The sequence below is a fragment of the Streptomyces sp. NPDC054840 genome, from assembly GCF_053611065.1.
The window spans coordinates 1-15,292 of sequence record NZ_JBSGZP010000101.1 but is presented as its reverse complement, the minus strand read 5'-3'; the positions used below and the strand labels follow the sequence as shown (position 1 = coordinate 15,292).

The window sequence follows — 15,292 nt, the reverse complement described above, 5'->3', positions numbered from 1 at the left end:
ACCGGGGGCCGACTGCGGTGTGTCGGCCACGTGTCCTGTTGTCAGCTCGTTCGTGAGGAGCACAGGGCACGAACCCTCGGGATGATTCGGCCGGGCGCCGCGTGCAACAAGGTGAACGCGTAAGCGACTTCACCGAAAGGAACGGCTCAGTGCGCCTGAAACGCTTCGCACCGCTGCTCGCCGCCGCCGGACTCATCGCCACCACCGTGCCCCTGCTGTCCGCGACCCAGGCTTCCGCCGCCCCGGCCGCGGACCACCTTCGGCAGAAACCCGCCTGGCACCGCTGCAGCCCCGAGCAGCCGGCCTCGTACGAGTGCGCGACGCTCAAGGTTCCGCTCGACTACCGGCGTCCCGACGGCCGCACGATCGACCTCGCCATATCCCGGATCAAGAGCGAGAACCCGGCCAAGCGGCACGGCGCCATGCTGCTGAACCCCGGCGGCCCGGGCGGTTCCGGTCTCGACCTGCCGCTGCTGATGAACGAGGCGATGCCGAAGGACGTACGGGAGAGCTACGACCTCATCGGCTTCGACCCGCGCGGGGTGGGCGCCAGCAGTCCGATCACCTGTGGACTGAGCGACACCGAGGAGAACTTCAACCGCGCCTACCGTCCGGAGAGCTTCGGCTCCGACGTGACCTGGGCGCGCACCGTCGCCGACAAGTGCCGGGAGAAGGCCGGTTCGGTGCTTCCGTACATCACCACCCGCAACACGGCCCGGGACATGGACACGATCCGTGCGGTCCTCGGCGAGCGCAAGCTCTCCTACCTGGGCTACTCGTACGGGACCTACCTGGGCGCGGTGTACTCGCAGATGTTCCCGGACCGCACGGACCGTTTCGTTCTCGACAGCGGCGTGGACCCTCAGCGGATCTGGCGCGGCATGATCCAGGTCTGGGCCACCGAGGCCGAGCCCGCCTTCGCGCGGTGGACCGAGTGGGCGGCGCAGCGGTCGGCGGAGTACCGGCTGGGCGACACCCCGAAGGCCGTGTCCGGGACGTTCTGGGACCTGGTGGCGCGGGCGGACAAGGAGCCGTTCGAGTTCGAGGGCATGAAGGTCGACGGGGACATGATCCGCTCCACGCGCGCGGTGTTCTTCTACCCGGCGCAGGCCACCCCGATGGTCGTGGCCTTGAAGGCCGCGGCCGAGGGCAAGCCGCTGCCCGACGGTACGACCGCGACCGAGCTCAGGCGGCTGCTCACCGGCGGTGCGACGGCCGAGCCCGCCTCGGACAACGGAACCGCCGTGTTCTGGGCCGTGGCGTGCGGGGACACCGGCAGCTGGCCGCGCTACACCGAGCAGTACGAGCGGGACGCGGTGAAGGACAAGGCCGCGTACCCGCTGTACGGGGACTTCGCGTCCAACATCAAGCCGTGCGCCTTCTGGGACCGGCCGGTCGAGGCGGCCACGCCGATGCACAGGAAGGCGAACGTGCTGACGGTGCACAACGAGTGGGACTCCCAGACCCCGCTGGTGAGCGGCCAGGGCCTGCACAAGGCCCTCAAGGGGTCGCGGATGGTACTGGCGGCGGGCGGTGAGGGCCACGGGGTGTACCTCTTGGACCCCACCTCCTGCGCCAACGCCCCGGTGAACGCGTACCTGACCACGGGCAAACTGCCGGCCCAGGACGTGACCTGCCAGAACCCGCCGGCCGCTGCCGAGCGGCGCGAATCGGCGGCGCCCGCGAAGCCGCTGCCGTTCCCGTCCGCCCCCGGACGGTTCTGACACCGGCCGCAGAGGGGCTCCGGGGCGTGGCCGCCCCGTAGCACCATGCGTGGACCTGCGGAACCGCACCGAGGCCACGGCCCGGGCAGGTTCCGCAGCCGCCTTCCCGGTGGACGGTATGCGCAGCCGTGCGGCGGGTACGGGTGTGACGTGGGACGGGAACGGCTGATGTTCGACGGCTGGATCGCCGCCGTCGGCACGGGGTCCGGCACGCGCGTGGTCGTGGGCCACTGGCCGCGGTCACCCTTCGGGCCGTTCAGTGACGTGATGCTGGAGCGCGCCGACGGGTGGCGCACGCTGCTGGCGCCCACCGCCCGGACGGCCGAGTACATCGCCGGCACGTACCACTTCGACGAGGTCCGGACGGACCCTGTGAGCGTGCGGATTCGCGACAGCGCGTGGGACGTCGCGGCGGGGCCCCTGGACCTGCGCTTCCGGGTCGAGCATCAGCGAGCCCTCGGTCTCGCCTTGCGGGCTGTCCCCTGGCCGCTCGCTCGACGGCCGCTGTGGGCGGCCGTGACAGACGTGCCCGCCCGCCTGATGGCCGGCGTACGAACCCGGGGCAGCTCGCGCCCCGGATGCCGCCAGTGGTACGCGGCAGGCGGCCTGTGGCCGATCGTGACCGCCCGGACCTCCTTCGGCGGGACCGACCTCGGCGCACTGGCTCCTGTCGCCCCGCCCGTGCGCTTCGGCTTCGCGTCGGCCCCCGCGTCACCGGCCCTGGTGCGGGTGCTCTCCACCGTCGAACGCGCTGCTGCCTGAGCCGGAGCCTGGGGCGGCGGGGCGCCCGCCCGTCGCCCGCCCTACATGGGGTCCATCGTGGCGCTCTCCGGGCCGCCCAGCTCCTCGCACCTCGCGCGAATGCGCACGGCCTTCTCCAGCAGCTGCTCCCGTTCCGCGGCGTCGCCGGCCCGTTGCGCCTTCAGTTCCAGTTCCTCTGCTTCCCGCCGCATCTTCCCGACGTCTTCGCTCCGCTGCTTGTCGCTGCTCATGTCCGATCCTCCGGCGTGTTGTGGTCACCCGCTCGTCGGCATGCCATGGCGGGCCGGTTCCATGCCGCGTCTACCCCCGTCGCGGCAGGGCTGACACGGAGGGCCCCGACACTCAAGAAGATGGCCGGCCCGATGCCGCCGGCGCCGCTGCGCGGTCGCGGGCAGGTCACGGTCGCGGGATCCGGCCGGTGGTGACTACGGGCACCGGCCGGGTCCTGTTCGCGCGGACACCCCCGTGGCGGGTTCCCCCTGCACCGTTCCATGCGGTACGCCCGGCCGCAGCACGCGGCATGCGAACGGGTGAGCCCCCGGCCCGATGGCGGCGCCGTCACCCGGGCGCGATGACCGGGGAATCGCGGTGCGCGGCCGGCGTTGCGGCACGCATGGGCGAGGCATGCCTGCACGACCCTGACGAGCGCGGCTCGTCCGAACGCCGGCCGCCAGCGGCACCGCGTTCCATGGATCCGGCGGAAGGGTGAGGACGCAGCTCCGCCGCCGGGGCGGGGGGTCCGGGGCCCCCCCGGCGGGCCCGGCCGGGTCGCGGCCGGGCCCCCCGGGGCGGGGGGGGGTATACCCCCCCCGGGCACGGGCCGGGTGGCATGATCGCTGAGGACGGGCACCCCCGGAGAGGCTGGGAGCGGACACCGCTGGATTCCCGACGTCTCGTAGGAGTTGGCCCGTGCACGCACAGACTTGGCACACGCTTCGTTCTTCCTGCCGGCAGCAGGGCGGCCGGCGCAGAGCCGCGGTGGCCGCGGCCGCGGTGGCCGTCTGCGCGATGACCCTGGGCGCCATGGCGCCGACCGCGGCATCCGCCGCCCGGCCGGACGCGGTCCAGCGGGGCCTCGACGCGCTGGTGCGTTCCGACGGCCTGCCCGCCGCGCTGGCGAGCGTCCAGGACGCCAGGGGCCGCACCCGTACCTACACCGCGGGGGTGGGAGACCTGGCCACGGGGGCGAAGGTGCCGCAGGACGGGCAGGTACGGGTGGGCAGCACCACCAAGACCTTCACCGCGGTGGTCGTCCTGCAACTGGTGGCCGAGGGGAAGGTCGGGCTCGACGCCACGATCGACACCTATCTGCCGGGCCTCGTCCGCGGCGAGGGGATCGACGGTCGCGGCATCACCGTCCGTGAGCTGCTCCAGCACACCAGCGGGATTCCCGACTACGAGAAGGAGGTCGACGACGCCTTCCTCCAGCGCCGGTACCTGGAACCCCGCGACATCCTGGACATCGCCCTGCGGAAGAAGGCCGACTTCGCCCCCGGGAAGAGCTGGGCCTACAGCAACACCAACTACGTGCTGGCCGGCCTGATCGTCCAGAAGGTCACCGGCCGACCGCTCGCCGAGGAGATCGACAAGCGCGTGGTCCGGGCGGTGGGACTGCGCCACACCTACTTCCCGGCCGCCGGTGACACGACCGTCCGGGAACGCCACCCCCGGGGCTACCGCCAGGAACCGGCGGGTGCGGCGTGGCGCGAGGTCACGGACATCGACCCGTCCGCGAGCTGGGCGGCGGGACAGATGATCTCCACCAACTCCGACCTCAACCGGTTCTTCACCGCGCTCCTGGCCGGCGACCTGCTGGAGGACGCGCAGCTCGCCGAGATGCGCACCACCGTCCCCCTCGGGGACACCGGCGCCGGGTACGGACTGGGGATCATGAGCAGGCCGCTGGCGTGCGGCGGCCTCTACTGGGGTCATGGTGGCGACATCATGGGCTACGAGACCCGCGGCGGGGTCACCGGCGACGGCCGCGCGGCGGCGAACGTCACGGTGACCGCCGTCCCGACCGACGTGGCGACCACGAGGCACGTCGAGAGCGCCGTGGACACGGCCCTGTGCGCCGCGAAGCAGTAGCGGCCGACGGATGAGCCGTTCACGGCGTGGGGCGTGTTCGAGCTCAGCGGGTGACGGCCGGCGCCCGGCCGGGTGTCTTCGGCTCACGGGCCTGGGCCGGTACCCGCCCGGCGTGGACCGGCCGGCGAGGCAAGATCAGGGGGTGAGGTACGCCTCCGCGGCCGCCTTGATGCGGCGGCCGAAGTCGGGGGCGTCCTTGCGGGCCGCGCCGAGTGCCAGCCCGACGAGCAGCTTGCCCAGTCCATGGCCTACGAGGGTGTTGAAGATGCGGACGCGGGTGCGGCCGCCCGGGAGGGGTTCGAGGTCGTAGCCGCCCTCCGCCGTGACGAGGTTGCGGCTCTGCTCCGTCCAGCGGATCCGGCGCGGCGCGTCCAGGCCGACGATGCGGAATTCGCGGCCGGTCTTCATCCCGGCGTCCTTGACCGTGCTGCGGAAGACCGTGCCGACGGCCGTCGGGCCGTCCGGGGTCTTGGTGATCTCCTGCACGCGCGGGCTGAACTCGGGGTCGTGCCGCCCGTCGGCCAGGTAGGCGAATACCGCCTCCACCGGTCGGTCGATCTCGACACTCGCCTCGAACTGTCCAGGCATGCGGGCTCCTCGGTGCGGCTACGTGGGGACCACGATCGCAGAGCGGCACCTCACGCGCGCGCCGACTGCCCCGTGGCCGGCTCCTGGTCCGGGGCGGCGGGCCCGGCGGCGGCCGCGCCCGCGCGGCTGCCGCGCAGCGGGGTCAACAGCCCACCGCCGAGGATCAGCAGGCACAGCGCCCCGCCCGCCAGGCTGACCGCGGGGACCCCGTGGCGGGCGGCCAGCAGGGTGAGCACGGCCGCGCCCACCGGGCCCGAGGCGTTGTGCACGGTCCAGAAGGCGGAGGTGACCCGGCCGAGCAGGTGGTCCGGAGTCACCTCCTGGCGCAGGGTCATGGTGCAGATCCCGCCCAGGGTGATCCCGAACATGAAGACGGCGGCCAGCGCGGCGATCACGGGCACGCTGCGGCTGACGCCCGTCACCGTCACGCCGACGGCGATCATCGCGATCGAGGCGAGCCAGCACGTGCCGAAGCCGAGGATCCGGCGCAGTCGGCCGGCACTCAGGGCCGCGGCGACGGATCCGGCTCCGCTGACGGCGATCACGTAGCCGAGGGTGGCGGCGTCCCGGCCGAGGTCGTGCTGGACCCGGTAGATCAGCAGGTCGGTGGCGCCCATGGTGACGAAGGTCAGCAGGGTGAGCTGAATGGTGAGCGGGCGCAGCAGCGGGTGGCTCCACAGGAAGCGGAAGCCGACCACGAACATCTCCCGCAACACCCCGGCTCCCGCCCCCGCCCTGCCCACGGCCTTGTCCGCGGCCCGGTCCGCGCCTTCCCCGATCGGGCGCGCGGTGAACCTCACCCACCCCAGGCTCGTGGCGGAGACCAGGAACGTCGCCCCGTCCAGGGCCAGTGCCCAGTCCGCGCCCACTCCGGCCGTGAGGAACCCGGCCACGACCGGCCCGAGCAGACTCCCGAGGGCGAAGGTGCCCATCAGCCGCCCGTTGGCGGCCGTGAGGTCCTGCGTACGCACCAGTTGGGGGATGGCCGTCACGTACGCGACGTCGAACAGCGTCTTCAGTACGGCGGCCAGGGCGGTCAGCACGTACAGCAGCCAGATCTGCGGCCCCGCGACCCACCAGACGAGCGGGACCGCGCCGAGCAGCACGGCCCGCGCCAGATCGCAGACGATCATGAGTCTGCGGCGGTCCGCCCGGTCCACCACGTACCCGGCGAACACCCCGGTGCCGATGGCGGTGGCGCCGGAGACGACCGTGACCAGGCCCATCTGGACGATGGATCCGGTGGCGTCGAGGACGAGCAGGGGAAGCGCCAGCATCGAGACGGACCCGCCGAGCACGGACAGCGCCTGGCCGAGCCAGAAGACGGTGAAGTCCTTGTTCCGCCGCAGTGGCGGTACCGGATCGTATGGTTCGGATTCCGCCGAGATGGTCCCGCTCCCCCGTGCCCGTCGGCCGCCTTCGTGGTCGGCCATGGGTGCGAGCGTAGGTGAGCCGGTCCCCCGCCCGCCAACGTGTTTCGCCCCGCCCCCTGGTCCCGTGGGGGGACGAGGCCGGGGGCAGACCTAAGGGCTGTCCCGTGATCCCCGGCGGGCGCACGACGCCGGCCACGGCACCTCGCCGCGTTGTCGGAACGCCCGAATACGCCCAGTATGCGGGCGCCCCTCCGCCTTGCGATGCACCGCATCCGACGCCGTGCGCCGATCCACCGGGGATTACGGGACAGCTTTTTAGCCGAGCAGGGCGTACACCGTGGAGGCCGTGGCCGCGGGGTCCTCGGCGCCCTCGGGGGTCAGGGTGATGTCGGCGAAGGCCATCCGCCTGCCGAGCTTGGTCACCCGTACGTGGATCAGTACGTCGGCCCCGACCACCGGCCGCTGGAAGCTGGTGGACTGCTGGACGGTGGTCATCGGCGCGTAGGTCCCGCGGGCGGCGGAGATCGCGATGACGGTGGCCGTGTCGGCGGCCGCCATCATGGCCTGGCCCGAGAGGCCGCCGCCGTCCCGGGACAGCTCGTCGGACCAGGGCAGGCGCAGCACGGCGTGCCGCTCGCCCGTCTCCTGGACGGTCAGTCCGAGGGCGAGCACCCAGGGGGCGAAATGGTCGGAGAGGATTTTGTCTGCGTCTGCCGGTGAGATCGTCACCGGGAGATTGTGGCGGCCCGGCCGGACCGCCACAATCCCCTTTCGGTCAGAGGCCGGCGGCCAGTTCCGTGCCCTGCCGGATGGCCCGCTTGGCGTCGAGCTCGGCCGCCACGTCGGCGCCGCCGATCAGGTGGGCCTCGACCCCCGCCGCGCGCAGGGCCTCGTACAGGTCGCGGCGCGGCTCCTGGCCCGTGCACAGGACCACCGTGTCGGCGGGCACGAGGTGCTGCTCGCCGCCGACGGTGATGTGCAGACCCTGGTCGTCGATGCGGTCGTACGTGGCCCCCGCTACGGAGACGACGCCCCGGTGCTTGAGCTCCGCGCGGTGGATCCACCCGGTGGTGGTACCGAGGCCCGCGCCGACCTTGGTGGCCTTGCGCTGGAGGAGGTGGACCTGGCGGGGCGGCGCGGGTCGCGCGGGGGTGGTGAGTCCGCCGGGGCCGGCGTACGTGGTGTCCACGCCCCAGTGGCGGAAGTAGACGTCGGGGTCCTGGGAGGCTCCCTCGCCGCTGTCGGTGAGGAACTCGGCCACGTCGAAGCCGATACCGCCGGCGCCGACGACGGCGACGCGCTCGCCGACGGGTGCTCCGTCGCGGAGCACGTCGAGGTAGCTGACGACGTCGGCGCGGTCCACGCCCTCGATGTCGGGAGTGCGGGGGGTGACGCCGGTGGCGACGACGACCTCGTCGTAGCCCTGGAGGGTCTCCACGTCGGCGCGGGTGTTCAGGCGGACCTCGACGCCGGCCTCCACGAGCTGGGTGCCGAAGTAGCGGATGGTCTCCTCGAACTCCTCCTTGCCGGGGATGCGGCGGGCGACGTCGAGCTGGCCGCCGATGTGGCCGGAGGCCTCGAAGAGGGTGACGGCGTGGCCGCGGCCGGCGGCGGAGACGGCGCAGGCGAGGCCGGCCGGACCGGCGCCGACGACGGCGACGCGCTTCTTGGTCCGGGTCGGGGACAGCACGAGCTCGGTCTCGTGGCAGGCGCGCGGGTTGACCAGGCAGCTGGTGATCTTGCCGCTGAAGGTGTGGTCGAGGCAGGCCTGGTTGCAGCCGATGCAGGTGTTGATGGTCTCGGGGCGGCCGGCGGCGGCCTTGGCGACGAAGTCGGCGTCGGCCAGGAAGGGGCGGGCCAGGGAGACCAGGTCGGCGCGGCCGTCGGCGAGCAGTTCCTCGGCGATCTCCGGGGTGTTGATGCGGTTGCTGGTGACGAGGGGGACGCTCACCGCGCCCATCAGCCGCTTGGTGACCCAGGTGTAGGCGCCGCGCGGGACGGAGGTGGCGATGGTGGGGATGCGGGCCTCGTGCCAGCCGATGCCGGTGTTGATGATGGTGGCGCCGGCCGCCTCGATCTCCTTGGCGAGGTGGACGACCTCGTCGAGGGTGGAGCCGCCGGGGATGAGGTCGAGCATGGAGAGGCGGTAGACGATGATGAAGTCCTCGCCGACGGCCGCGCGGGTGCGCCGGACAATCTCCAGCGGGAAGCGCACGCGGTTCTCGTACGCGCCGCCCCAGCGGTCGGTGCGCTTGTTCGTCGCGGCGGCGATGAACTCGTTCACCAGGTAGCCCTCGGAGCCCATGATCTCGACGCCGTCGTAGCCCGCGAGCTTGGCGAGGCGGGCGGCGCGGACGAAGTCCTCGACGGTGCGCTCGACCTCGACGTCGGTGAGCTCGTTCGGGACGAAGGGGCTGATGGGGGCCTGGATGGCGCTGGGGGCCACCAGGTCCTTGTGGTAGGCGTAGCGGCCGAAGTGGAGGATCTGCATCGCGATCTTCCCGCCCTCGGCGTGCACGGCCTCGGTGATCACGCGGTGCTCGGCGGCCTCGTCCTCGGTGGTGAGGCGGGAGCCTCCCTCGAAGGGGCGGCCGGCGTCGTTCGGGGAGATGCCGCCGGTGACGATCAGGCCGGCGCCGCCGCGGGCGCGCTCGGCGTAGAAGGCGGCGAGCCGCTCGAAGCCGCCCTGGTGCTCTTCGAGCCCGGTGTGCATCGAGCCCATGATCACGCGGTTCGGCAGGGTGGTGAAGCCGAGGTCCAGGGGGCTCAGCAGGTGCGGGTACCGGCTCTGGGAACTCATGAGGGGCGCCTCCTCGCGCGGGGGTGATGAACCTGTTCTAGCGAGCGGAGGGCGATTTTGCAACTAGGTGCAAAATCAGGGGGAGGACCCTGGGCCCGGGATTCCCCAGGGCCGGCGGGCCGGCCCGACAGGGGCTGTGGCGGAGTTCACGCCCGCGACTGCATGGCGGAGAGCCTGCGCACCCAGACGACGGCGAGTACGCCCGCCGCGACGTAGAGCAGGTCCGACGCCATGCCGACCAGCACGGAGGTGCGCGGCTCGGCGACCCGGCCGGCCGCAAGGGAGGCCAGCATGGCCGCGCCGAACGTGCCGCACCAGGCCGTGACGGGAGCCGCGGAGGCGGGCGCGGCTGCGCGGCGCGCCGGCGTCGACACACTGGCCGTCCACACGCGCGTGGCGATCCCGTACGCGAGGACGGTCGGGCCCACCAGGGGGATGAACCAGATGCCGATCGACCAACCCGCGCCCCGGCGGAAGAGTTCGGGGGCGAAGACACCCGCGTTCACCCGGACCCGGTGGAACCAGATGATGAACACCACGGCGGTGGGGACCATCGGCAGCAGCGCCATGCCCATCGCCGCGGAGTACAGCATCCAGGACGGATCCGGGTCCGTGGTGCCGTCCAGCGCCCCGTACCGGTGGGCCCCGGCGGCCACCATGAGCACGCGGGTCGCGGCGCACACGCCGAGCAGAGCGGTGAGACCGGTGGCCAGGCCCTTGGGCGACCGGAGCAGCGAACGGACCGGGGGCGGGCCGAGCGGAGGCAGTGATCTGGTACCGAAGGACATGACGAGGAACCCCCGTGGGTGCGCGGTGACATGACGAAGGCCGCCGGCGCAGGCAGGCAGGCAGGCAGGCAGGCAGCAAGGAACATACGGCACCGCCGCGATCATCGTCCGAGCGACAGGGGCCCCGGGCCGGGGGCGGGCCGGGCGGCGGGCGGGGCCCCGCCGGGCGGTCAGGCGCGGTGCAGGCGGACCGTGACGATCTGGAACGGGCGCAGGATGAGGGCGACCGCACCCTCAGGGGTGGGGACCCCCACCGCCGTTCCCGCCAAAGGGCGTTCGAGCAGGTCGCTCTCGACCGCCGCCGCGAGGGGGAAGGACGCGGTGAGGGTGGCCCGGGCGCGGCCTCCGCGGGACTCGTAGAGGCGGACGATCACATCACCGCTGCGGTCCTCGGCCAGTTTGACCGCCTCGACCACCACCGCGTCCTCGTCGACGGCGACCAGTGGGGCGACCGGGCCGGCGCCGGGGACCACCCGCTCGGGCAGGTTCAGGGCGTGGCCCTCACGAACCGCGTCCCCGATCCCGGCGCCGGGCGCGAGCGAGAAGCGCAGGGTGTGGGAGCCCTGGTCGGTCTCCGGGTCGGGGTAGCGCGGGGCGCGCAGCAGGGAGAGCCGGACCGTGGTGGTCTGGCCGCCGTCGGCCCGTACGTCCCGCGTCACGTCGTGCCCGTACGTGGAGTCGTTGAGCAGCGCCACTCCCCAGCCGGGCTCTTCCGCGTGGATCCAGCGGTGGGCACAGATCTCGAACTTGGCGGCCTCCCAGGAGGTATTGGTGTGGGTGGCCCGGTGGACGTGCCCGAACTGGGTCTCGGAGGCGGTGCGTTCGGCCTTCACGTCCAGGGGGAAGGCGGCCTTGAGAAACTTCTCCGTCTCGTGCCAGTCCACGTCCGTGACGATGTCGACCGTTTTGGTCCCGGCCCGCAGGGTGATCTGCTGCACCGCCCGCGACCGCCCGAAGGAGCGGGTCACGCGTACGGTCGCCGCTCGCGGGCCGCTCCCGGTGACCTCCAGCCGGTCCAGCTCCACGAGGTCGGTGACCCGGTTGCGGTAGAACGCGTCGATGTCCCAGGCGTCCCACATGTTCGGGAAGTCGGGGTGGATCTGGAGCAGGTTCGCCGCCGCGCCCGGGGCTACCGCCTCGCGGCGCGCCTCCAGGTCGTAGACGGAGACGATCAGGCCGCGGCCGTCGATCTCCACCAGCAGCCGGCCGTTGGCCAGGATGTGCCCGCCGCCGTGCCGCTCCTCCACGGTGACCGGCTCCCCCACCGCGGCCGGGCGGCCCGCCCCGCCGGCCGGGACGCCGCGCCGGGCGTGCGGGGCGCAGTTGAAGACGAGCTCGTCGGTGCCCTGACCCGCCAGCGCCTGCTGCGCGGCGACGGTGATCCCCTGGAGCTCCTCGCGTACGGCCGCATACGTCTGGCGCGCCTCGCGGTGCACCCAGGCGATGGACGAGCCCGGCAGGATGTCGTGGAACTGGTGGAGCAGCACCGTCTTCCAGATCCGCTCCAGGTCCTCGTACGGGTACGCGTACCCCGCGACCCGCACCGCGGCCGTCGCCGCCCACAGCTCGGCCTCGCGCAGCAGCGACTCGCTGCGCCGGTTGCCCTGCTTGGTCCTGGCCTGGGAGGTGTAGGTACCGCGGTGCAGCTCCAGGTAGAGCTCGCCGGCCCAGACGGGCGCGTCCTCGTACTCGGCGTGCGCCTTCTCGAAGAAGGCGTCCGGGCGCTCGACACGGACCTTCGGGGAGCCTTCCAGGTCCCGCTGGCGGCGGGCGCGGGCGAGGTGTTCGCGGGTGGGGCCGCCACCGCCGTCGCCCCAGCCGAAGGGCACGAGCGAGCGTGAACCGTGCCCCTTCTCGCGGTAGTTACGGGCGGCGTGGGCGAGTTGGGCGCCACCGAGGTCGCTGTTGTAGGTGTCGACGGGCGGAAAGTGGGTGAAGACGCGGGTGCCGTCGATGCCCTCCCACCAGAAGGTGTGGTGGGGGAACCTGTTGATCTGGGACCAGGAGATCTTCTGGGTCAGGAACCACTTGGAGCCGGAGAGCTTGACGATCTGGGGCATCGCGGCGGTGTAGCCGAAGGAGTCGGGGAGCCAGACGTTCTGCGTCTCGATGCCGAACTCGTCGAGGAAGAACTTCTTGCCGTAGAGGAACTGGCGGGCCATGGCCTCGCCGCCGACCATGTTGGTGTCGGACTCCACCCACATGCCGCCGACCGGTACGAACTGCCCGTCCGCGATCTTTTTTTTGACCCGCTCGAAGAGCTCGGGCCGGTAGGTCTTGATCCATTCGAGCTGCTGCGCCTGGGACATCGCGAAGACGAAGTCGGGGTGCTGGTCCATCAGGTTGACCATGTTGGAGGCGGTGCGCGCGACCTTGCGGACCGTCTCGCGCAGGGGCCACAGCCACGCGGAGTCGATGTGGGCGTGGCCGACCGCGCTGATCCGGTGCGCGGAGGCGTTGGCCGGGGCGGCGAGCACCCCGGTCAGGCACCCGCGGGCGGCGGCCGCGGTGCCGGGGACGTCGCCGAGGTCGAGGGCGTCCAGGGCCGCGCCGAGGGCCCGCAGGATCTCGTGCCGGCGGGCGTCCGCCGTGTCGAGCTGGGTCATCAGCTCGTAGAGCACCTCCAGGTCCCGGGCCAGTTCCCAGACCTCCGTCTCGAAGACGGTGAGCTCCATCCGGGCGAGCCGGTACAGGGGCTGGTCGCCGCTGGTGGGCAGGTCTCCTTCGTACGTGACCGCGTGGTCGACCAGGACCGGGTTGGAGGCGGCCTCCACATACCACTCGACCCGCTCGCCGCCCTCGGCGCGGTCGGCCACGCGCACCCAGTCGTTGTACGGGTTGAGGGCCTTCACCTCGCCGCCGTCGGCCCGGTGGACCAGGCCCTCGCACTGGAATCCGGGCATCATCCGGTCGAAGCCGAGGTCGAGGACGGCTTCCACCGTGCGGCCGGCCCAGTCCGTGGGGACCGTACCGGTGACCTTGAACCAGGTGGTGCCCCAGGCCGGTCCCCACGGGTCGCCGATCGCGCAGGGCCCGTAGGCCGCCGCGAGCCCTTCGGCGACGGGGACGGGCTCGCCGGGGGCCTCCCAGCGCTCGACGGTCAGCGGGACCGCGCGGGAGTGGACGGCGGGCTTGACGCGCTCCTCGAGAACCCGGCGGAGGCGGTGTTCGGTGATGCTGCGGTCGTCGTGCATGACGGCTGCTCCAGGGAGGGTGGTCGGTAGGGACGTGTCGGTACGGACGTAAGCGGGCCGGCTCAGGTCTTGACGGCTCCCTCGCCCACGCCCTTGAAGAAGAAACGCTGGAGGGCGAAGAAGAGCAGCATCATCGGGACGAGCGCGGCCGTCGCGCCGGCGGCGACGAGCCGCTGGTCGTTGACGGTGGTGGCGCCGGCCAGGGTCTTCAGGCCGAGCTGAAGGGTGTAGTGGTCGCTGTCGGTGAGGACCAGCAGGGGCCACAGGAAGTCGTCCCAGGCGCCCATGAAGCTGGTGATGCAGACGACGGCCAGGGCGCCCTTGGCTGCGGGGAGGAACACGCGGGTGAAACGGGTCCATTCGCCCGCCCCGTCCAGGACGGCGGCTTCCTCGACCTCCCGGGGTACGGCCAGGAAGGCCGCCCGCATGATCATGATGTTGAGCACGGAGACCGCGCCCGGCAGCCACACGCCGATGAGGGTGTCGACGAGGCCCATCTCGCGGACGGTGAGGAACATCGAGATCATCACGGACTCGAAGGGGAACATCAGGGTCGCCACCAGCACGGTGAACACGATCCGACGGCCCTTCCAGGCGGCCCGGGAGAGGGCGTAGCCGCCCATCGCGGCGAAGAGCATGTTCGAGGTGATCGCGAGGGCGGCGACGGTGAGGGTGTTGCCGACGTACTGCGGCAGCGGGAAGGACTCGGCGACCCGTACGTAGTTGTCGAGGGTGGGCCGCGCGGGCAGCACGCCGTCGTACACGTTCTCGGTGCGGCCGCGTAGCGAGGTCAGGAACTGCCAGACGATCGGGCCCAGCATGACCACGAGCATCAGCACCAGGGTGGCGTACCGCCCGGCGAGGGCGATCCGGTGGCGCCTGCGGGCGGCGGGTGTGCGCCGGGGTGGCTGCCCGTTCCCCGCGGTGGACGGTGCGCTCATCTCTCGTCTCCCTTCGACAGGCGGCGGCCCAGCAGGCTGAAGACGAGGGTCAGCAGGAACAGCAGGATGGAGATGGCGGAGGCGTAGCCGGTCTCGCCGGAGAAGCCGAGGCCGACCTGCCGGATCAGGAAGGGCAGGGTGCGGGCGCCGCCGCCGGGGCCGCCGCTCTCGCCGCCGAGCATGTAGATCTCGGTGAACACACGCAGCGCCGAGATGGCGGAGAGCGTGCCGACCAGCAGCATCATCGGCTTCACCTGGGGCACGGTGATGCTGAAGAAGCGACGGACGGGGCCGGCGCCGTCGATGGCGGCCGCTTCGTAGAGGGTGGCGGAGACGTTCCCGAGGGCCGCCAGGTAGAAGACCATGTAGTAGCCGAGGCCCTTCCACACGGTCACCATCATCGCGGAGACCAGCAGCATCGTGGAGTCCGTGAGGAACGGGACCGGCTCGGAGACGAGGTGCAGCCGCAGGAAGACGGTGTTGACAAGGCCGTCGCTGCGCAGCACCCACTGCCAGATCAGCCCGACGACCACGGCGGAGGCGATCACCGGGGTGTAGAAGGCGGAGCGGAAGAAACCGATGCCGGGGATCCTCGCCTGTACGAGGACCGCCAGGGCCAGCGGCAGGAGGACCAGGCAGGGGACGACTACCACGAGGTACAGCACGCTGTTGCCGGTCGCGACCCAGAAGTCGGGGTCGGCGAAGGCGCGCCGGTAGTTGTCGAGGCCGACGAAGCTGCCGTCGCGCAGGATCTGGGCGTCGGTGAGGGAGAGGATGACGGTGTTGACGAACGGCCAGAGGCTGAACAGCGTCACCATCACCAGGCCGGGGGCGAGGAACAGGTAGGGCGTCCACCACCGGCGGTGGGGCAGCCCGGTCTCGGTCTCCATGGCCCGCAGGGCGCGCCGCCCGCGAGCCGCTCCGCGACGCCGCTCGTGTGCCGCGGCGCGGACCCGCGGCTCGCCGGCGGCGAGGTCGGTCACTTGTCGGCCGCGGCGGCGAGGAGCTTGTTCGCCGCTTCCTGGGCCTTCCGC

Annotated in this window: 12 protein-coding genes; 3 read left to right on the top strand and 9 right to left on the bottom strand. The window is 72.3% G+C overall.

Features of this window, described 5'->3' with window-relative positions; genetic code table 11:
- Positions 1–149: 149 nt before the first annotated feature.
- Together ACWGIU_RS10435 and ACWGIU_RS10430 are read left to right on the top strand one after the other, a co-directional pair.
- On the top strand, positions 150–1,724 hold the full coding sequence (locus ACWGIU_RS10435) for an alpha/beta fold hydrolase (RefSeq protein ID WP_453704308.1): 1,575 nt from the start codon (positions 150–152) through the stop codon (positions 1,722–1,724).
- A gap of 168 nt (positions 1,725–1,892) precedes the next feature.
- On the top strand, positions 1,893–2,486 hold the full coding sequence (locus ACWGIU_RS10430) for a hypothetical protein (RefSeq protein ID WP_453704312.1): 594 nt from the start codon (positions 1,893–1,895) through the stop codon (positions 2,484–2,486).
- A gap of 41 nt (positions 2,487–2,527) precedes the next feature.
- Here ACWGIU_RS10430 and ACWGIU_RS10425 read toward each other — a convergent pair whose 3' ends face one another.
- A complete protein-coding gene (locus ACWGIU_RS10425; RefSeq protein WP_453704306.1) occupies positions 2,528–2,716 on the bottom strand; it encodes a DUF6381 family protein in 189 nt (62 codons plus the stop codon).
- Between the two features lie 679 nt (positions 2,717–3,395).
- Between ACWGIU_RS10425 and ACWGIU_RS10420 the strand changes: the two genes are divergently transcribed.
- On the top strand, positions 3,396–4,574 hold the full coding sequence (locus ACWGIU_RS10420; RefSeq protein ID WP_453704304.1) for a serine hydrolase domain-containing protein: 1,179 nt from the start codon (positions 3,396–3,398) through the stop codon (positions 4,572–4,574).
- 135 nt (positions 4,575–4,709) lie between these two features.
- Here ACWGIU_RS10420 and ACWGIU_RS10415 read toward each other — a convergent pair whose 3' ends face one another.
- The 8 genes from ACWGIU_RS10415 to ACWGIU_RS10380 all read right to left on the bottom strand — a co-directional run bounded on the left by ACWGIU_RS10415 (position 4,710) and on the right by ACWGIU_RS10380 (position 15,148).
- On the bottom strand, positions 4,710–5,162 hold the full coding sequence (locus ACWGIU_RS10415) for an SRPBCC family protein (RefSeq protein ID WP_453704302.1): 453 nt from the start codon (positions 5,160–5,162) through the stop codon (positions 4,710–4,712).
- 50 nt (positions 5,163–5,212) lie between these two features.
- Positions 5,213–6,595, bottom strand: a complete 1,383-nt coding sequence (locus ACWGIU_RS10410) for an MFS transporter (RefSeq protein ID WP_453704301.1) — start codon at positions 6,593–6,595, stop codon at positions 5,213–5,215.
- A 255-nt stretch (positions 6,596–6,850) separates the two neighbouring features.
- On the bottom strand, positions 6,851–7,264 hold the full coding sequence (locus ACWGIU_RS10405; protein WP_453704299.1) for a PaaI family thioesterase: 414 nt from the start codon (positions 7,262–7,264) through the stop codon (positions 6,851–6,853).
- Between the two features lie 46 nt (positions 7,265–7,310).
- On the bottom strand, positions 7,311–9,335 hold the full coding sequence (locus ACWGIU_RS10400; protein WP_453704297.1) for an oxidoreductase: 2,025 nt from the start codon (positions 9,333–9,335) through the stop codon (positions 7,311–7,313).
- A 146-nt stretch (positions 9,336–9,481) separates the two neighbouring features.
- The gene (locus ACWGIU_RS10395; protein ID WP_453704295.1) at positions 9,482–10,123 is read right to left on the bottom strand and encodes a DUF4328 domain-containing protein; all 642 of its coding nucleotides are present in this window, start codon (positions 10,121–10,123) and stop codon (positions 9,482–9,484) included.
- A gap of 170 nt (positions 10,124–10,293) precedes the next feature.
- The gene (locus ACWGIU_RS10390) at positions 10,294–13,317 is read right to left on the bottom strand and encodes an alpha-mannosidase (RefSeq protein ID WP_453704293.1); all 3,024 of its coding nucleotides are present in this window, start codon (positions 13,315–13,317) and stop codon (positions 10,294–10,296) included.
- 62 nt (positions 13,318–13,379) lie between these two features.
- Positions 13,380–14,258: a carbohydrate ABC transporter permease gene (locus ACWGIU_RS10385; protein WP_453704291.1), complete on the bottom strand. Its 879-nt coding sequence runs from the start codon at positions 14,256–14,258 to the stop codon at positions 13,380–13,382.
- Entirely contained in the window at positions 14,255–15,148 is an 894-nt protein-coding gene (locus ACWGIU_RS10380; protein WP_453704310.1) for a carbohydrate ABC transporter permease, read from the bottom strand. The genes ACWGIU_RS10385 and ACWGIU_RS10380 overlap by 4 nt, the downstream gene beginning before the upstream one ends.
- Positions 15,149–15,292: the final 144 nt, after the last annotated feature.